The sequence below is a fragment of the Rathayibacter sp. AY1F8 genome (genome assembly GCF_002932165.1).
Taxonomy (GTDB): domain Bacteria; phylum Actinomycetota; class Actinomycetes; order Actinomycetales; family Microbacteriaceae; genus Rathayibacter.
On sequence record NZ_PSVB01000002.1, the window covers coordinates 140,732 to 157,776 of the forward strand.

A 17,045-nucleotide genomic window follows, 5' to 3' on the forward strand; every position below is an offset into this window, starting at 1 on the left:
ATCGGTTGGTGCTGTGCTGTCCGGAGCCGCTCACGCGGGATCCGATCCCACCGCGCTCGGAGCGGCGGCGGAGGAGGCCGAGCCGGAGTCGCGCTCCAGCTCGGAGAGGTAGGGGCTGAGCTCGGGCGGATCGATGCCGAGCACGACATCGGACATCACGGTGCCGTCCGAGAGCCGGTAGTTGGCGCCCACGAGGGCGAGCCGCCCGGTCGCGACCGCGTCGGCGATCAGCGGGGAGCGCTGGAGCAGCTCGGCGACCGTGTCGCGCAGGTGCTCGCGGCCGACGGCCAGCGCGTCGGTCGCCGACGGGTCGACGAGCACGCGGCCGTCCGGCTGGGCGCCCACGAGGCGGCGCACCGCGGGGATGATCGGCTCGATCAGGTGCTCGATGTGCGGGGGGAGCCGCTCGGCGCCGGGCGCCTGCGACTGGATCGCCGCCCGGACCGCTCCGCACTCGTCGTGGCCGAGCACGAGCAGCACCTTCACGCCGAGGACGGCGACGCCGTACTCCAGCGAGCCGATGATGGAGTCCGCGATCACCTGGCCGGCGTTGCGGACGACGAAGAGGTCGCCGAGCCCCAGGTCGAAGATGATCTCGGCCGCGAGGCGGGAGTCGCTGCAGCCGAAGAGCGCAGCGAGCGGGGCCTGCGCGGCGGCGAGCTCGGCGCGGCGCTCGACGTCCTGGCGGGGGTGGCGGGGCTCGCCTGCGACGAAGCGCTGGTTGCCGCGGAGCATCTCCTTCCAGACCCACGCCGGCGGGCGGGACTCGCGGGGGACGGTGCTGCTGGTTCCGAGGCTCATCGGGACTCCTCCTGGCCGATCTGCGGGGTGATGGCGTCCACGACCAGGCGGATCTCGTCCGTCGGGGCCGTGCCGTAGACGAGGTAGGTGCTGGAGCCCTCCGTCGTCTCGAGTGCGTAGGGCGTGTTGCCGGTGTCGTCGCCGGAGTCGCGGTGGTCGTAGACGGTCCAGTCGCGGCCGTCGATCGTCTCGACGCCGGTCGCCGCCCGGCGGTCGAGCTGCGTCGCGACCCAGGCCGCGTCCGCGTCGAGCCCCTGACTCAGGCCGATGTAGCCCGCCTTCGGCGTGATCAGGCCGACGTACCAGTAGTCGGTGCCGTTCTCGCGGCGGAGCTCGGCCGCGTTGGCCTTCCAGCCCTCGGGCAGGGAGGGCACGGCGAGCGTCTGCTCCTCGCCCAGCTGGACCTGCGCGGCGACGCGGGGGACATCGACCGAGGAGAGCTCCACGGTGTCGCCGCGGGGGACGAGCAGGACGATGAGCGCTACCGCGCCGACGGTCGCGAGCAGCGAGAAGACGAGGTTGTTGACCGTCTTGCGCTGACGGTAGAGCCGGGAGTTCTCGGCCTTGCGTGCGGCCGTCTCGGCGGCCGTCTCCGGGCGCCCGAGCTCGGCGACGACCCGCGCGGGCTTCGCGCGGCTCATCCGGCGGCCGCCCCTCCGGAGCGGGCCGCGTCCAGCCGGGCGCGTGCTCCGATCAGCCACTCCTCGCAGCGGGCGGCGAGGGCCTCGCCGCGCTCCCACAGGGCGAGCGAGCGCTCGAGGGTGGAGCTGCCCTGCTCGAGCTCGGAGACGACGCGGACGAGCTCGTCGCGCGCCTGCTCGTAGGAGAATCCCGAGACGTCGGAGTCGTTCGCCGGGGCGTCGGGGGAGTCGGGCATGGGTCTGATCCTATCGATCGGGGCTGAGGGGGGACGGGTGGCGCGGCGGGCTCAGGACCGGCCGGCGGGATCGCCGGTGGGCCCCTCGGAGCGGGCGCCGACGGCCCCCTCCGCGAGCGTGAGGACGAGTGCGCCGCCGGCCGGCGCGTCACCGGGCGCCCGGACGACGTGCCCGGCCGCGTTCTGGACGATCGCGTAGCCGCGGTCGAGGGTGTGCTGGGGGGAGAGGGCGCGCAGGTGGCCGTGCAGGCGCTCGACCTCGAGGTGCGCGCGCTCGAGGCGGCGGTCCACCAGCTCGGCGCCGCGCGCCACCCAGCGGGTCAGCTCCTCGGAGTGCCGGTCGACCAGCACGTGCGGCTGGGCGAGCACCGGCCGCGAGCGCAGCTGCGAGAGCCGGTCGATCTCGTGCGAGACGAGCCCGCTCACGCGGCCGGTCATCCGCAGCCGGGCCTGCTGCACGCGCAGCAGCTCGTCGGAGACGTCGGGCACGACCCTCTTCGCGGCGTCGGTGGGAGTGGAGGCGCGCAGGTCGGCGACGTCGTCGAGCAGCGGGCGGTCGGCCTCGTGGCCGATCGCGCTGACGACCGGAGTGGAGCAGGCGGCGACGGCGCGCACGAGCGCCTCGTCGCTGAAGCCGAGCAGGTTCTGGAAGTCGCCGCCTCCGCGGGCGATCACGATCACGTCGATGCTGTCGTCGGCCTCGAGGGTCCGCAGGGCCGAGAGCACCTCCGGGACCGTCCGGTCGCCCTGCACGGCCGAGTGGACCACCCGGAAGCGCACGGCCGGCCAGCGCAGCTGCGCGTTCCGCAGCACGTCCTTCTCGGCGTCCGAGTCCTTGCCGGTGATGAGGCCCACGCCGTGCGGGAGGAACGGCAGCGGCTTCTTGCGGGAGGCGTCGAACAGCCCCTCCGACGCGAGCTGCCGGCGGAGCCGCTCGAGCTTCTCCAGCAGATCGCCCAGGCCGACGTGGCGCATCTCGAAGACCTGCATCGAGAGCGTGCCGCCCTTGACCCAGTAGTTGGGCTTCACCAGCGCGATGACCCGATCGCCCTGCTTGAGGTCGGCCGGGAGGCGGCTCCGCACCGACGACCAGACGGTGAAGCCGACCGTCGCGTCTCCGGACAGGTCCTTCAGCTTCCCGTAGACGTTGCCGCCGGACGCGCCCCACTGGGTGATCTCGCCCTCGACCCACGCGGTGCCGAGGCGCTCGATCCAGCCCTTGATCTTGCTGGCGAGCAGGCCGACCGGCCAGGGTGCGTCGGCGGTGGGTGGGGCGTCGGTCATCGCTGCCTCTGCTCGGAGGGACGGGGGGAACGGGAGTGCCCTCCCGCGACGACAACGGTACGGGACGGGTCCGACACCGGGACGGCCCGGGCACAGGATGCACCACGTAGAATCAGGGGGTGAGCCAAGTCCCGATCAGCCTGCCCATGCCGCGCATGCCCCGCGCCACAGGGCGTCTGCGCGACGTCCCCGTCGAGGGCCGCAAGCGCGTCCTCCTCGCCGCGCCCCGCGGCTACTGCGCCGGAGTCGACCGCGCGGTCGTCGCCGTCGAGAAGGCCATCGAGCACTACGGTGCGCCGGTCTACGTGCGCAAGCAGATCGTGCACAACGTGCACGTCGTCTCCACGCTCGAGAGCCAGGGCGCCATCTTCGTCGACGAGGTCGACGAGGTGCCCGAGGGATCGCACATCGTCTTCAGCGCGCACGGCGTCTCACCGGCCGTCGTCCAGGGCGCGGCCGACCGCGGTCTCCAGGCGATCGACGCGACCTGCCCCCTGGTGACGAAGGTGCACCGCGAGGCCGTCCGCTTCGCGCGCGACGACTTCGAGATCCTCCTCATCGGCCACGAGGGCCACGAGGAGGTCGAGGGCACCGCGGGCGAGGCCCCCGATCACGTCACCCTCGTCGGCAGCCCCGACGACGTGCCGAACATCGTCGTGAAGGACCCGGACAAGGTCGTCTGGCTCTCGCAGACGACGCTCTCGGTCGACGAGACGATGGAGACGGTGCGCCGTCTCCGCGAGCGCTTCCCCAACCTGCAGGACCCGCCGAGCGACGACATCTGCTACGCCACGCAGAACCGCCAGGTCGCGATCAAGAAGGTCGCCGCGGGCGCCGAGCTGGTCATCGTCGTCGGCTCCGCGAACTCCTCCAACTCCGTGCGCCTCGTCGAGGTCGCCCTCGAGTACGGCGCGAAGGCCGCCTACCGGGTCGACTACGCGAGCGAGATCAAGCAGGAATGGCTCGAGGGCATCCGCACCGTCGGCGTCACCAGCGGCGCCTCGGTGCCCGAGGTGCTCGTCCAGGAGGTCCTCGACGACCTCGCCGCCGCCGGGTACGGCGATGTCGAGGAGGTCAAGACCGCGGAGGAGGACCTGATGTTCTCGCTCCCCAAGGAGCTGCGCAAGGACGTCGCCGGCAAGCGCGACGCCCGCGGCGTCGGTGGACGCATCAGCGCGGGAGCGGGCGCCTAGAGCGTTCCGGCCCGGACACGGAAGAGGCCGCCCTCCCTCGGGAGCGGCGGCCTCTTCCGTGTGCGGTGGAACGGGGATCGACGCTAGACGTCGGTGCCGGCGCCGCCCTGCGAGCCCGACATGCGCGTGACGTACTCCGCGAACGTCGGGTCGCCCAGGATGGCGATCGCCGCGACGATCAGGGAGAGCAGCACGGTCGCCGCGATCCCGAGGATCGGGACGAGCACGGCGCGCTTGCCGGCGCGGAGCCGCCGGATCGAGATCCACACCGCGAAGGCGACGATCAGCGACTGCGCGAGCGCCACCACTACGCCGAGGATCCGTGCGAGCTCCGGCGACGCGTAGGTGCCGATGCCCTGGGAGCGGTAGAGCTCCTGGAGGGTCGTCGCGAAGCTCGAGGGATCGAGCAGCGTCGGCACGGCGAAGAACACGCCGAGCGCGAGCAGCACGATCGTGAGCAGGCGGTCGACGGGATGCGCGACGGGCTTCGCGGCCGGAGCGGTCGCGGGCCTCGGATCGGTCTCCGACCCCCTCGGGTCGGGGACGACCACGGCGTCCTCCGGCGGCTGCCACGACCAGCCGGGCGGCGCGTACTCGCCGTACTGCGGCTCCGGACGCCTGTCGCCCGGCTGATCGTGTGCGTTCGTCACGGAGCGGTGCCCTACTTCCCGGAGTTCCCGGCCGAGCCGAGCTGACGGGTCGCCTCGGCGACGCGCGCGGCCATCGCGGTCTCGGCGATCTTGCCCCACGAGCGCGGGTCGTAGACCTTCTTGTTGCCGACCTCGCCGTCGACCTTGAGGAAGCCGTCGTAGTTCTTCAGCACGGTGTCCGCGACGGAGCGGCTGAACGCGTACTGCGTGTCGGTGTCGATGTTCATCTTGACGACGCCGTTGCGGACCGCCTCGGCGATCTCCTCGTCGGTCGAGCCCGAGCCGCCGTGGAAGACGAGGTCGAGGGGGAGCGCGCCGGTGCCGTACTTCGCCTGCAGGCCGTCCTGGATCTCGCGGAGCAGCTCCGGGCGCAGGCGGACGTTGCCCGGCTTGTAGACGCCGTGGACGTTGCCGAAGGTCAGGGCGGCCATGTAACGGCCCTGCTCGCCGAAGCCGAGGGCCTCGACGGTCGCGATCGCGTCGTCGAGCGTGGTGTAGAGGTGCTCGTTGATGTCGTGCGAGACGCCGTCCTCCTCGCCGCCGACGACGCCGATCTCGACCTCGAGGATGGCGTTGATGTTCTTGACGCGCGGGAGGATCTCCTTCGCGATGGCGAGGTTCTCGTCGAGCGGGATCGCGGAGCCGTCCCACATGTGCGACTGGAAGAGCGGCTCGCGACCGGCCTTGACCTCCTCCTCGGAGGCGGCGATCAGCGGGTAGACGAAGCCCTCGAGCGCGTTCTGCGGGCAGTGGTCGGTGTGGAGCGCGACCGTGACCGGGTAGTTCTTGGCGACCTCGGTCGCGAACCTCGCGAAGGCGATCGCGCCGGCCGCGCGATTCTTCACGGTGTGGCCGGCGAAGTAGTCCGCGCCTCCGGTGGTGACCTGGATGATGCCGTCCGAGCCCGCCTCGGTGAGGCCCTGGAGGACCGCGTTGATCGTCTGCGACGACGAGACGTTGAACGCCGGGTAGGCGAAGCCGCCCGCCTTCGCCTTGTCGAGCATCTCTGCGTACTGGTCCGGGGTAGCGACGGGCATGGCATCTCCTTTGACGGATGAACGAAGGGGGGTCGGGCGAGGCCCGCGTCGCGGACGAGTCTAGCGAGGCGCCCCTCCGCGGTCCCTCCGCCCGTGGAGGGCCCTGGACTAGGCTTCGGGCAGGGATGGGGATCCGCTCCGCGGGTCCTGCGACGACGTGCACGAACTCGACGACGAAGGACTCCACTCTGTGATCGACAACGACTCGTTTTACCTCCACCCCGACCGCAACCTCGGCATGGAGCTCGTCCGCGCCACCGAGGCCGCCGCGATCCGCGCCGTGCCCTTCATCGGCAAGGGCGACAAGAACGCCGCCGACGGCGCAGCGGTCGACGCCATGCGCACCTTCCTCGGGACCGTGAACTTCGACGGAGTCGTCGTGATCGGCGAGGGCGAGAAGGACAACGCGCCCATGCTTTTCAACGGCGAGCACGTCGGCAACGGCTCGGGGCCCGCCGCCGACATCGCCGTCGACCCGATCGACGGCACCTCGCTGACCGCCGCCGGGCGCCAGAACGCGCTCTCGATGATCGCCGTCGCCGACCGCGGCGCGATGTTCGACCCCTCCGCCGTGTTCTACATGGAGAAGATCGTCACCGGGCCCGAGGGCGTCGGGATCATCGACATCCAGCGCCCGATCGGCGAGAACATCCGCGCCCTGGCCCGCGCCAAGCGCAAGCCCGTCGAGGAGATGCGCATCGCGGTGCTGGACCGCCCGCGCCACGCTCAGCTGATCGAGGACATCCGCGCGGCCGGAGCCGGCACGCGCCTCCTGCTCGACGGCGACGTCGCGGGCGGCATCAACGCCGCTCGCCACGACTCCCGACTCGACATGTGCGTCGGCACCGGAGGCACGCCCGAGGGCATCATCACGGCCTGCGCCATCCGCGCGCTCGGCGGAGTGATCCAGGGCATCCTCCGCCCGAAGGACGACGACGAGCGCCAGCGCGCCATCGACGCCGGCCACGACCTCGATCGCGTCCTCCACGCCAACGACCTCGTCCGCAGCGACAACACCTACTTCGTCGCGACCGGAGTGACGAACGGCGGGCTCGTGAAGGGCGTGCGCAAGGAGGGCCACGTCATCACGACGGAGTCCATCGTGCTGCGCTCCCGCTCGGGCACCATCCGCCGCGTGACCGCCCAGCACCTCGCGGAGAAGTGGGTCTAGGCCGTCACTGTCTCTCCGAGACGCCGCCCCGCCGCTGAGACGCCGCTCCGCTGACGGCGCCTCGGCGAGTGCGGCGGCGTTTCGGCGTGCGGGACGCGGAAGGACACCGGCCCCGGTCACCGAGGCGAGCGGGCGGGGCCGCGGCGGGTCTCGAGACGCCTCGCGGGCGCTCCTCCGCCGAGCCGCGGAGGTGGAGCGCCGTCGCGAGCTGCGGTCGTCCGGGTGTCGAGCCGGATGGACGGCGCCGCTCGCGCCCGGCCTGCACGCCCGGTGCTCGCTCAGCGAGGACCCGGGACCCTACGCGCTCCGCTCGGACTCGTCGTCCGCGGCGAGCAGCTCGACGGCGGTGAGGCGGCGCGGCGAGGAGGCGACTCCTCCGACCGGGGCGATGACGCGCGACTCGTCGAGGGAGTCGAACTGGCGCGCGGTGACCAGCACGCGGCTCTCGAGCGAGCCGGCGAAGGCGTTGTAGGAGTCGACCGTCTTCTCGAGCGAGCGGCGCAGGCCCTCGGCGTGGTCGGCGAGGGTGCCGAGACGGGCGTAGAGCGTCTTGCCGAGGTCGAGCAGGCGCTTGGCGTCGTCGGTGAGCACGTCCTGCTGCCAGGTGTAGGCGACGGTCTTCAGCACCGACCACAGGGTCACGGGCGAGGCGAGGGCGACGCGCTTGCGGAACGCGTACTCGAGCAGGCTCGGGTCGGCGTCGAGCGCGCTCGCGAGCAGCGGCTCGCTCGGCACGAACGCGATGACGAACTCGGGGCTCGCCGGGAGACCGGTCCAGTAGGAGCGGGCGGCCAGCGCGTCCACGTGGCCGCGGAGGGCGCGGACGTGCGCCCGCAGGAGCCCCGCGCGCCGCGCCTCCTCCTCGCCGCCGGCGCCCGCGGGGATCGCGCTCGCCTCCAGGTACGCGTCGAACGGCACCTTGGCGTCCACCGCGATCGCCTTGCCGCCGGGCAGGCGGACCACCATGTCGGCGCGGCCGCGGCCCGCCTCGCCCTCGAGCCCGAACTGCACGTCGAAGTCGACCCGCTGGGTGAGCCCGGCGGCCTCTACGACGTTCCGCAGCTGCGTCTCGCCCCAGGCGCCGCGGCTCGTGGTGGAGCGGAGCGCGGACGCGAGGGTCTCGGTCGTCGAGCGCAGCTGCTCGCCCGCCGCCCGCTGTCCCTCGAGCTGCTCGGTGATCGCCCCGAACTGGGCGGCGCGCTCGCGCTCGAGCCGGCCGACCGCCTCCTGCATGCCGCGCAGGCTCTCGGCGACGGGGGAGAGGGTCTGCAGGATGCGCGCGTCGTGCCGCTCGCGCTCGGCGACGACGCGCAGCTGCTCCTGGAGCTCGCGGATCTGGTCGCGGGCGGAGCCGAGGTGCTCGCGGTGCTGCTCGACGACGGCCTCGTGGCGCTCCTCCAGGCCCTCCGCGCGGGCGCGGGCTGTCGCGAGGTCGAGGGCGAGGGCGGCGTCGGGCGTGCGGGAGCGGGCGAGGAGGACGGCCACGACTCCCGCGAGGAGCGCGCCGACCACCAGGCCGAGGGCGAAGGAGAGATCCATGCCGCCGATGACACCACGCACTTCCGACATCGATCGATCGACGCGCCACGACCACCGAACGAGGGCCAGGACGCCCTGCGACCGCCTCGTAGACTTCGCGATCATGGGGAATCACCACCGCTCATCGCGCCTGCTCACGGTCGCGCTCGCTCTCGCCGTCGGGCTCGGCACCGCCCTCGTCCCGATCACCTCCGCCTCGGCCGCCGAGGACGCGCCGTCGACCGTCTCGGTCGAGACCGGCGCTCTCGACGCGTCCCTCGACCGCGCCGACCTCGGCGTCCCGGACCAGTCGACGCAGTACAGCGCCGAGGAGACGAAGAGCTTCCGCGCCGGCTTCATCGTCAGCGACGCCCAGTTCTTCGACGGCGACGCGCTGAGCACCGGTCAGGTGCAGTCGCTCCTGAACGAGAAGGGCAGCCGGTGCTCCACCGCCGGCACCGCCCCCTGCCTCAAGAACTTCTCGCAGGCGACGCCGTCCAAGGCGGCGGACGCGATGTGCAGCGCCTACCAGGGCTCCGGCAGCGAGTCGTCGGCCTCGATCTTGACGCGCGTCGGCCTGGCCTGCGGCATCAACCCGCTCGCCCTGGTCGTGCTCGTGCAGAAGGAGCGGAGCCTCGTCACCGACACGACGCCGAGCCCCGAGGACTACGCCAAGGCGACCGGCTACAACTGCCCGGACACCGCGGCGTGCGACCCCGGCTCGGCGGGCTTCTTCACGCAGGTCTACAGCGCGGCCCGCCAGTTCAAGCGCTACGCCAACCCGCCCGGCTCCGGCTCGAACTTCACCACCTACGCTCCGGGCACGACGCCGAACGTCGCCTACTACCCGAGCACCGCGTGCGGCTCCTCGCCGGTCACCATCCGCAACCAGGCCACGGCCGACCTCTACTACTACACGCCGTACCAGCCCAACGACTACGCGCTCACCGGCTCCGGCAACGCGGCCTGCGCGACCTACGGCAACATCAACTTCTGGTACCTCTTCAGCGACTGGAACCCGAACGGCACCCTGGCCAACGCCGGGATCGCCCCCGCGGGACGCGTCGACGCCCCGCGCATCTCGGGCAGCACGCTGAGCGTGTCCGGCTGGGCCGTCGACCCGACGACGCAGCAGGCCGCGCTGACCACGACGGTCACGGTGACCGGCCCCGACGGCACCCGCACGGTCCGCACGCAGACCGCGAACGGCGACCGCGGCGACATCCCGGGCGAGTACTCCGTCGCCGGCCGCGCCCACGGCTTCGGCGCCACCACGCCCGTCTCGGCACCCGGCACCTACCAGGTCTGCGTCTCCGCCGACTCCGTCGACTGGAACCGCTGGGTCGGCACGGGCGACTCCCGGGGCCCCGGCCGGAAGGATCTCGGCTGCTCGTCCGTGAGCACGTCGGCCGGGATCGACGTCTTGCGTCTGGCCGGCACCGACCGCCAGGGCACCGCCGTCGCGATCTCGAAGGCCGTCTTCGGCCCGAACGTCCCCGTCGTCTACATCGCGACCGGCGCGAACTTCCCCGACGCGCTGAGCGCCGCCCCGGTCGCGGCCAAGCAGAAGGGTCCGCTGCTCCTGGTCGACCGCGACTCGATGTCGCAGCCCGTTCGCGACGAGCTCAGCCGGCTCAAGCCGGCGAGGATCGTCGTGGTCGGCTCCCCACTGAGCGTCGGCGACGGCCTGCTGAACCAGCTGAGGTCCTACTCGCCGACGGTGGACCGCATCGGAGGGAAGGACCGCTACGACACGTCTAGGCTCATCATCCAGAGCGCGTTCCCGAGCGGCTCGTCGCGCGCCTGGCTCGCCACGGGCGAGAAGTTCCCCGACGCGCTCGGCGCGAGCGCCGCGGCCGGCTCCGTCGACGCACCCGTCGTCCTCGTGAACGGCACCGGCAGCACGGCCGACGCCGTGACGAAGGGCATCCTCTCGAAGCTCAAGGTGCAGAGCCTCACCATCGCGGGCAGCCCCCTGTCGGTGAGCGAGGGGATCAAGAACTCGCTTCCGGTGCCGACGATCACCCGCATCGGCGGAGTCGACCGCTACGACACATCGGAGCAGCTGAACCGGGCCGCCTTCTCGAGGGCCGAGACTGTGTTCCTGGCGACGGGCGAGAACTTCCCCGACGCCCTCGCCGGAGCCACGGCGGCGGGCTACTCGAACAGCCCGCTGTTCGCCGTGCCGACGACCTGCGTGCCCCGCGCCGTCCTGACCGACATCGCGAAGTCGGGAGCTCAGCGGGTCGTCCTCCTCGGCGGTCCCACCACCCTCTCGGAGGACGTCGCGCGGCTCACCCCCTGCGGCTGATCGCCCGCGACCCCGCCACTAGCGTGGAGGGATGACCCCGACCGCACCGTCCCCGACCGGCCTCCGACGCCGGCGGGGCGGTGCGGTCGTCGTCGTCGCGGCGCTGGTGGCACTCCTGCTGGGAGGCTCCGTCGACGGCACGCGCCTCGCAGCGGTGCCGTCCGAGCCGCAGACCGTCCGGCTGTGGACCTTCCTCCAGCCGGGCCCCGTCGCGGCCGACTTCGACCCGGGCGACCTGATCTCCGACGAGGTCTTCTTCGCCGGCGACGCGCTCGGACCGCTCACGGTGCAGGCGTTCCTCGACGCCCGCGTCCCCGACTGCGCTGGCGGGCCGGTGCCGTGCCTGCGCGACTACGCCGAGGACACCGCGGCGATCACGGCCGACGAGCAGTGCGACGCGCTGCCCGCCGGACGCGACGTCCCGGCCGCGGAGATCATCACCTCGGTCGCCGGCGCGTGCGGCGTGAATCCGGCCGTCCTCCTGGTGCTGCTGCAGAAGGAGCAGTCGCTCGTGACCGATCCGGAGCCGAGCGAGCGGCAGTTCCGCAGTGCCACGGGCTACGGCTGCCCGGACACCGCCGACTGCGACACGGACTCCTACGGCTTCGCGGCGCAGGTGTACGGAGCGGCGTGGCAGTTCCAGCGCTACCGGAATCCGGACTCGAGCTTCGACTGGTACCCGGTCGGCGCGGCCAGCGACGTCCGCTACTCCCCGGACGAGTCCTGCGGCACCGCCCCGGTGACGATCGCCAACGCGGCCACGGCGGGCCTCTACTACTACACGCCGTACCAGCCGAATGCGGCGGCGCTCGCGAACCTCTACGGCGAGGGCGACGACTGCTCGGCCTACGGGAACCGGAACTTCTGGCGCATCTTCAGCACCTGGTTCGGCGACCCCCGCGGCTGAGCCGATCGTCTCGAGCCGGCTCGGCATGACGGACGTCAGGCGGCGACGGGGGCCTTCGGGCGCAGGCGCTTCACGGAGACGCCGGCCAGCTCGCCGAGCTCGGCCATGCTCGCGGCGCCGTGCCGCCGGGCCGCGTGCACGACGATCGCGGCGCACGCCTCGGCGTCGGCCGACGCGTCGTGGTGGCGGAAGTCCTCGAAGCCCGCGGCCATGGCGACGACGGGGAGGCGGTAGGAGTCGAGCTCGTACGTCTTGCGGGCGAGCTGCAGCGAGCAGAGGTAGTCGTACTCGGGGTGCTCGAGGGAGGTCGCCGCGCAGGCCGCGCGGATGACGCCCATGTCGAAGCCGGCGTTGTGCGCGACGAACACGTCCTCGCCGGCGAAGGCCGCCAGGTCGGCGAACTGGTCGACCCAGGAGGCGGCGGCGTGCACGTCGTGCTTGCGGATGCCGTGGATGCGCGTGTTCCACTCGAGGAAGTCGTCGTACCCCAGCGGCGGGCGGATGAGCCAGCCGGCGCGGTCGACGACGCGGCCGTCGCGGACCTTCACGAGCCCGACGGAGCAGGCGGAGGCCCCGTGCGAGTTGGCGGTCTCGAAGTCGATGGCGGTGAAGTCGATGGGCACGCTCCAGCCTCTCACGCACCTCCGACGCCGCCGGGAGCGTCGCGCGCGCGTCGCCCCGAGCGGGCGGGAGCACCCGCCGGCCGCGGGCGGGCGCCTCCCGTTCCTCCGCGCCCCGCCCGCCCGGCCCTTCCGCCGCCACGCCGTAGGATAGATGCCCGTGGCTCTCACTATCGCAATCGTCGGTCTCCCCAACGTCGGCAAGTCGACGCTCTTCAACGCATTGACCAAGAACACGGTGCTCGCGGCGAACTACCCGTTCGCGACGATCGAGCCGAACGTGGGTGTGGTGAACCTGCCCGACTCCCGCCTCGAGGTGCTCGCCGGGATCTTCGGCTCCGAGCGCATCCTCCCGGCGCCCGTCTCCTTCGTCGACATCGCCGGCATCGTGCGCGGCGCGTCCGAGGGCGAGGGCCTGGGCAACAAGTTCCTCGCGAACATCCGCGAGGCCGACGCGATCGCGCAGGTCATCCGCGGCTTCGAGGACTCCGACGTCGTCCACGTCGACGGCAAGGTCGACGCCGCCAGCGACATGGAGACGATCAACACCGAGCTGGTCCTCGCCGATCTCCAGACCCTCGAGAAGGCCGAGGCCCGCTACGAGAAGGAGCTCAAGGGGAGGAAGATCGAGCCGATCGTGGTCGAGACCGCGAAGAAGGCGCGCGAGTTCCTCGACCAGGGCAAGCCGCTGTCGGCCTCCTCGATCGATCTGGAGCCGATCCGCGAGCTGGGCCTGCTGACCGCCAAGCCGTTCATCTACGTCTTCAACGTCGACGAGGCCGTGCTGACCGACGACGCCCGGAAGGCCGAGCTCGCGGCCCTCGTCGCGCCGGCGAAGGCGATCTTCCTCGACGCGAAGATCGAGTCCGAGCTGATCGACCTCGACGAGGCCGACGCCGCCGAGATGCTCGAGTCGACCGGCCAGACGGAGTCGGGCCTCAACCAGCTCGCGACCATCGGCTTCGACACCCTGGGCCTCCAGACGTACCTCACGGCCGGCCCGAAGGAGACGCGCGCCTGGACCATCGGGAAGGGCTGGACCGCGCCCCAGGCCGCCGGCGTCATCCACACCGACTTCCAAAAGGGCTTCATCAAGGCCGAGATCATCTCGTTCGACGACCTCGTCGAGACCGGCTCGATCGCCGAGGCCCGCGCGAAGGGCAAGGCCCGCATCGAGGGCAAGGACTACGTGATGCAGGACGGCGACGTCGTGGAGTTCCGCTTCAACGTGTAGGACGGCCGCGCTCGGCTCGAGGCGCCCGGTTCGCTCGGATCCCCGGATCCGCGAGCCGGGCGCTTCTGCAGGGAGGTGCGGGATCGCCGACCCCGGGAGTCCGACACGAGGCCGGTCACGTCCGCGGACGTCCGCCCCGCCCCGTCAGTTCAGCACGTCCCCGATCAGCCAGCTCGACAGCCCGACGAGGGTGCAGACGCCGACGACCACCCAGGCGACGGTCCGGCGGAGCGAGCGGGAGACCGCCTCCGAGCTGCGGGGAGTGGGACGCAGCGGCGCCGTGTACGCGGGCGGGACGGAGTAGGTCCGGGCCGGCGGGAGGAGTCGGGGGAGAGTGACCGGACGGCCGTCGACCCACTCGGCGGGCAGCTCCGCGGCCTTCGCGGCCTGCAGCGTGAGCTCGACCTTCAGCGGGGATCCGCGGAGGGAGGCGTAGGCGGCGGCGGTGAGGCCGAGGCTCGCGAGGTGGCGGAGGGTCGGGGCGAAATCCGCCGAGAGGGTCGGGGAGAGCTCGCCCACCCGCTCGCCGTCGAGACGGAGCTCGACGAGGTCGCCGGCCGGGTGCAGGGTCACCAGCAGCAGGCCGCGACCGCTCGCCGGAACGACCGACGAGAGGCGGGCGAAGTGCTCGTCCTCGCGCAGGACCGGCAGGCCCCGCGACCAGGGGAGGATCGAGTGGCGCTCGACGGGCGGCTCGTTGAGCGGCACGAGCAGCTCGGGGGCGACCAGGGCGACGCGGAGGACGGCCCGCAGGCCCTCCTCGCCGCGCTCGAGCCGGAGGCGCGCGGTCGTGACCGGGACGGCTCCGCTCGCCACGACCCGGTCGAGAGCAGCCCGGTGGGCGGAGGCGTTCGGCAGGTAGCCGAGGACGCGGCGGCCGGCCCGGACCGAGACGGCGTCGAGGCCGGTGGGGTGGTCGGGCTCGGGGACCAGGTCGACCTCGAGGGTCCGCTCGTCGATCTCGCCCGGCTCGAGCGTGCGGCCGATCAGATCGGCGATCTCCTCGATCCGCTCGGCCTCGGCGAGGGCGTCGACGCTCGGGGTGCCGCCGGCGTTCGGGAGGCGGTAGACGACGCGCTCCGTGACGGGGGTGACGGGTGCGTCCCGCACCACCGCGGCACTGTCCTGCGCGGAGCGACGCGCCCCGGTGAACCGCCTGCCGTCCCACCAGCGCATCTCGGCCGCATCGGCCTCGTCGCGGTACCAGCCCGCCGGCGCACCCTCGTCCATCGACTCCCCGTTCCTCCGGCGAACGAGTCTACGAGGAGGGCGGGAGCGTCAGAGACCCGGGTCCGTGGCGGCGGGATTCTCGGGGGCGAGCGCGGCCGCGGGCTCTCCCGAAGCGGGGCCGCTCCACGCACCGGACTCGTGCGCCCGAGGGCCGGCGATCCACTCCAGAGCCTCGCGGACGAGCATTCGGACGTGACGCGCGTGGCCGATGGTGACGGGGGGGGGTCCTCGAGGACCTCGAGCAGGCGGTGCAGCACGGCACGGCTCTGCAGTCGAGTCATGGGCCTCACGGTAGGGGGCCGGTCGCTCGGACGGTAGTGCCGATCCGCGACAGCGCACCCGTCTAGGCTCGCCACATGACTCGTCTCGACGGTGCCGTCGTCCTCGTCCTCGGAGCCTCGGGCGGCCTCGGCCGCCTCCTGGCCGATTCGCTGGAGGCGCGCGGTGCCGTCGCGGTGCGCTCGGGGCGCGACTCCGCGGCGCTCGGCGAGGCACCCCTGGTCGCCGACCTGCGCGGGGAGGACGAGCCCCGGCGCGTGGTCGCCGAGGTGCTCGAGCGGCACGGGCGCCTCGACGGCGTCGTCGTGGCCGCGGGCGTCGTGGCCTTCGGGCCCTCCGCCGAGCTCGATCCGGCCGTTCTGGAGGAGCTCGTCGAGGTCAACGCGCTGGCGCCGATCCGGGTGCTGACCGCCGCGCTGCCGTCGCTCGTCGCGTCGGCGGGCGAGGGGCGCGAGCCGTTCGCGCTGACCATCAGCGGCGTGGTGGCGGAGGCTCCGACCGCGGGACTCGCCGCGTACTCCGCCTCGAAGGCGGCACTGCACTCCTTCGTGAAGGCCTCGGCCCGCGAGTACAAGCGGGCGGGCGTCCTCCTGCTCGACGCGCGCCCCGGCCACACCGAGACCGAGCTGTCCCGGCACCCGCTCGCGGGAGACGCGCCCCGCTTCGGCGCGGGTCTGGCGCCGCAGGACGTGGTCGACCGGCTGCTCGACGCGGTCGAGGACGGCGAGACCGACCTGCCTCCTGCGGCGTTCACCGGCTGACGCCGTCCCGAGACGAGGCGGAGCCGGTCGATCCTCGCGGGAGCGCCCCGGATCGAGCACTGCAGCCTCGGCTGCGTACAGCCGTTGTGATCAGCCTGCGCATGCGGCGGCCGGGACCGCGATCGGCGCGGCAGCCCGTCCGACCGTCCTCCCCGCAGACGCGGGGATACCCGCCGTTCACCGGAGCGTCGCACGGGCGCACTAGCGTCCCTCCGTGCCCGACACCGCCGATGACGCCCTCCGTCCCACTCCCGAGCTGCTCCGCACGCTCACGCCCGCCGACGCGCGGGACCTCGTCGTGCTGGACGAGGACGACGACGATCCGGTGCTCCTGCGCCGCGACGGCACGCAGATCGACACCTGGCGCGAGGGCTACCCCTACGACGAGCGGATGTCGCGCGAGGAGTACGAGGCGGGCAAGCGCCTCCTCCAGATCGAGCTGCTGAAGCTGCAGAACTGGATCAAGAAGCACGGGCGCCGGCTCGTGGTCGTCTTCGAGGGGCGCGACGCCGCGGGCAAGGGCGGCACCATCAAGCGCTTCACCGAGCACCTCAACCCGCGCGGAGCCCGCGTGGTCGCACTCGAGAAGCCGACCGAGCGCGAGGCCGGTCAGTGGTACTTCCAGCGCTACGTCTCGCACCTGCCGGCCGCCGGCGAGATCGTCCTCTTCGACCGCTCCTGGTACAACCGGGCCGGCGTGGAGCGCGTGATGGGCTTCTGCACGCCGGCGCAGTACGACGAGTTCATCCGCCAGACGCCGCTGTTCGAGCGGATGCTCGTCGGCGACGGCATCGACCTGGTGAAGCTGTGGTTCTCGGTCTCGGCGGAGGAGCAGCGCACCCGGTTCACGATCCGCATGATCGACCCCGTGCGCCAGTGGAAGCTCTCGCCGATGGACCTCGCCTCGCTCGACAAGTGGGGCGACTACACCGCGGCCAAGGAGGCGATGATGGCGGCGACCGACACCGCCGACGCTCCCTGGACCATCGTGAAGAGCAACGACAAGAAGCGCGCCCGGCTCGAGGCCATGCGCTACGTCCTGAGCCTCTACGACTACGACGGACGCGACGAGGAGGTCGTGGGCCCGCTGGGTCCGGACCCGCTGATCGTCGGATCGGCCGCGGACGTGTACGAGCGCGGCGAGCACGCCGCGACGAGCTGATCGGGGGGAC

16 protein-coding genes are annotated in these 17,045 nt (G+C 72.5%); 7 read left to right on the forward strand and 9 right to left on the reverse strand.

Translation table 11 applies throughout. The features are described 5' to 3' along the window. Positions 1 to 30: 30 nt before the first annotated feature. Genes C5C35_RS02270 through xseA form a run of 4 tightly spaced genes read right to left on the reverse strand, consistent with a single transcriptional unit; the run spans position 31 to position 2,962 of the window. Positions 31 to 801, reverse strand: a complete 771-nt coding sequence (locus tag C5C35_RS02270; protein WP_219814135.1) for a carbonic anhydrase — start codon at positions 799 to 801, stop codon at positions 31 to 33. Next, the gene (locus tag C5C35_RS02275) at positions 798 to 1,442 is read right to left on the reverse strand and encodes a DUF4245 domain-containing protein (protein WP_104225525.1); all 645 of its coding nucleotides are present in this window, start codon (positions 1,440 to 1,442) and stop codon (positions 798 to 800) included. Before C5C35_RS02275 ends, C5C35_RS02270 begins: the two co-directional genes overlap by 4 nt. Beyond that, the gene (locus C5C35_RS02280; RefSeq protein ID WP_104262471.1) at positions 1,439 to 1,678 is read right to left on the reverse strand and encodes an exodeoxyribonuclease VII small subunit; all 240 of its coding nucleotides are present in this window, start codon (positions 1,676 to 1,678) and stop codon (positions 1,439 to 1,441) included. The genes C5C35_RS02275 and C5C35_RS02280 overlap by 4 nt, the downstream gene beginning before the upstream one ends. A 51-nt stretch (positions 1,679 to 1,729) precedes the next feature. After that, positions 1,730 to 2,962, reverse strand: a complete 1,233-nt coding sequence (gene xseA / locus C5C35_RS02285) for an exodeoxyribonuclease VII large subunit (protein WP_104224417.1) — start codon at positions 2,960 to 2,962, stop codon at positions 1,730 to 1,732. A gap of 146 nt (positions 2,963 to 3,108) precedes the next feature. Here xseA and C5C35_RS02290 point away from each other — a divergent pair, with 146 nt between their 5' ends. Then, entirely contained in the window at positions 3,109 to 4,155 is a 1,047-nt protein-coding gene (locus tag C5C35_RS02290; protein WP_104225527.1) for a 4-hydroxy-3-methylbut-2-enyl diphosphate reductase, read from the forward strand. Positions 4,156 to 4,238: 83 nt separating this feature from the next. Here the strand turns inward: C5C35_RS02290 and C5C35_RS02295 are convergent, their stop codons facing one another. Together C5C35_RS02295 and fbaA are read right to left on the reverse strand one after the other, a co-directional pair. Further along, positions 4,239 to 4,805: a DUF6264 family protein gene (locus C5C35_RS02295; protein ID WP_104224415.1), complete on the reverse strand. Its 567-nt coding sequence runs from the start codon at positions 4,803 to 4,805 to the stop codon at positions 4,239 to 4,241. A gap of 11 nt (positions 4,806 to 4,816) precedes the next feature. Next, a complete protein-coding gene (fbaA, locus tag C5C35_RS02300) occupies positions 4,817 to 5,842 on the reverse strand; it encodes a class II fructose-bisphosphate aldolase (RefSeq protein WP_104224414.1) in 1,026 nt (341 codons plus the stop codon). A 238-nt stretch (positions 5,843 to 6,080) separates the two neighbouring features. Between fbaA and glpX the strand changes: the two genes are divergently transcribed. Further along, on the forward strand, positions 6,081 to 7,013 hold the full coding sequence (gene glpX, locus C5C35_RS02305) for a class II fructose-bisphosphatase (RefSeq protein WP_097165697.1): 933 nt from the start codon (positions 6,081 to 6,083) through the stop codon (positions 7,011 to 7,013). 297 nt (positions 7,014 to 7,310) lie between these two features. Here glpX and C5C35_RS02310 read toward each other — a convergent pair whose 3' ends face one another. Then, on the reverse strand, positions 7,311 to 8,552 hold the full coding sequence (locus C5C35_RS02310) for a DNA recombination protein RmuC (RefSeq protein ID WP_208543606.1): 1,242 nt from the start codon (positions 8,550 to 8,552) through the stop codon (positions 7,311 to 7,313). Between the two features lie 103 nt (positions 8,553 to 8,655). Here C5C35_RS02310 and C5C35_RS02315 point away from each other — a divergent pair, with 103 nt between their 5' ends. Together C5C35_RS02315 and C5C35_RS02320 are read left to right on the forward strand one after the other, a co-directional pair. Continuing rightward, positions 8,656 to 10,842 (forward strand): cell wall-binding repeat-containing protein, encoded by a 2,187-nt coding sequence (locus tag C5C35_RS02315; RefSeq protein WP_104262473.1) that lies wholly within the window; start codon positions 8,656 to 8,658, stop codon positions 10,840 to 10,842. A 31-nt stretch (positions 10,843 to 10,873) separates the two neighbouring features. Then, entirely contained in the window at positions 10,874 to 11,749 is an 876-nt protein-coding gene (locus tag C5C35_RS02320) for a hemagglutinin (RefSeq protein WP_104262474.1), read from the forward strand. Positions 11,750 to 11,784: 35 nt separating this feature from the next. Here C5C35_RS02320 and C5C35_RS02325 read toward each other — a convergent pair whose 3' ends face one another. After that, a complete protein-coding gene (locus C5C35_RS02325) occupies positions 11,785 to 12,372 on the reverse strand; it encodes an exonuclease domain-containing protein (RefSeq protein WP_104224410.1) in 588 nt (195 codons plus the stop codon). Positions 12,373 to 12,529: 157 nt separating this feature from the next. Here C5C35_RS02325 and ychF point away from each other — a divergent pair, with 157 nt between their 5' ends. Continuing rightward, the gene (ychF, locus tag C5C35_RS02330; protein WP_104222958.1) at positions 12,530 to 13,603 is read left to right on the forward strand and encodes a redox-regulated ATPase YchF; all 1,074 of its coding nucleotides are present in this window, start codon (positions 12,530 to 12,532) and stop codon (positions 13,601 to 13,603) included. Positions 13,604 to 13,747: 144 nt separating this feature from the next. Here the strand turns inward: ychF and C5C35_RS02335 are convergent, their stop codons facing one another. Then, on the reverse strand, positions 13,748 to 14,833 hold the full coding sequence (locus tag C5C35_RS02335) for a DUF2510 domain-containing protein (RefSeq protein WP_104262475.1): 1,086 nt from the start codon (positions 14,831 to 14,833) through the stop codon (positions 13,748 to 13,750). A 356-nt stretch (positions 14,834 to 15,189) separates the two neighbouring features. Here C5C35_RS02335 and C5C35_RS02340 point away from each other — a divergent pair, with 356 nt between their 5' ends. Further along, positions 15,190 to 15,873, forward strand: a complete 684-nt coding sequence (locus C5C35_RS02340) for an SDR family oxidoreductase (protein WP_104246619.1) — start codon at positions 15,190 to 15,192, stop codon at positions 15,871 to 15,873. A gap of 301 nt (positions 15,874 to 16,174) precedes the next feature. Then, positions 16,175 to 17,035 (forward strand): polyphosphate kinase 2, encoded by an 861-nt coding sequence (ppk2, locus tag C5C35_RS02345; protein WP_244229668.1) that lies wholly within the window; start codon positions 16,175 to 16,177, stop codon positions 17,033 to 17,035. Positions 17,036 to 17,045 lie beyond the last annotated feature (10 nt).

Excerpts from the sequence above, each read along its gene's own strand:
- C5C35_RS02270 (WP_219814135.1), bottom strand. The coding sequence starts at position 801 with ATGAGCCTCGGAACCAGCAGCACCGTCCCCCGCGAGTCCCGCCCGCCG.
- C5C35_RS02275 (WP_104225525.1), bottom strand. The coding sequence starts at position 1,442 with ATGAGCCGCGCGAAGCCCGCGCGGGTCGTCGCCGAGCTCGGGCGCCCG.
- C5C35_RS02280 (WP_104262471.1), bottom strand. The coding sequence starts at position 1,678 with ATGCCCGACTCCCCCGACGCCCCGGCGAACGACTCCGACGTCTCGGGA.
- xseA (WP_104224417.1), bottom strand. The coding sequence starts at position 2,962 with ATGACCGACGCCCCACCCACCGCCGACGCACCCTGGCCGGTCGGCCTG.
- C5C35_RS02290 (WP_104225527.1), top strand. The coding sequence starts at position 3,109 with ATGCCGCGCATGCCCCGCGCCACAGGGCGTCTGCGCGACGTCCCCGTC.
- fbaA (WP_104224414.1), bottom strand. The coding sequence starts at position 5,842 with ATGCCCGTCGCTACCCCGGACCAGTACGCAGAGATGCTCGACAAGGCG.
- glpX (WP_097165697.1), top strand. The coding sequence starts at position 6,081 with ATGGAGCTCGTCCGCGCCACCGAGGCCGCCGCGATCCGCGCCGTGCCC.
- C5C35_RS02310 (WP_208543606.1), bottom strand. The coding sequence starts at position 8,552 with ATGGATCTCTCCTTCGCCCTCGGCCTGGTGGTCGGCGCGCTCCTCGCG.
- C5C35_RS02315 (WP_104262473.1), top strand. The coding sequence starts at position 8,656 with ATGGGGAATCACCACCGCTCATCGCGCCTGCTCACGGTCGCGCTCGCT.
- C5C35_RS02320 (WP_104262474.1), top strand. The coding sequence starts at position 10,874 with ATGACCCCGACCGCACCGTCCCCGACCGGCCTCCGACGCCGGCGGGGC.
- C5C35_RS02335 (WP_104262475.1), bottom strand. The coding sequence starts at position 14,833 with ATGGACGAGGGTGCGCCGGCGGGCTGGTACCGCGACGAGGCCGATGCG.
- C5C35_RS02340 (WP_104246619.1), top strand. The coding sequence starts at position 15,190 with ATGACTCGTCTCGACGGTGCCGTCGTCCTCGTCCTCGGAGCCTCGGGC.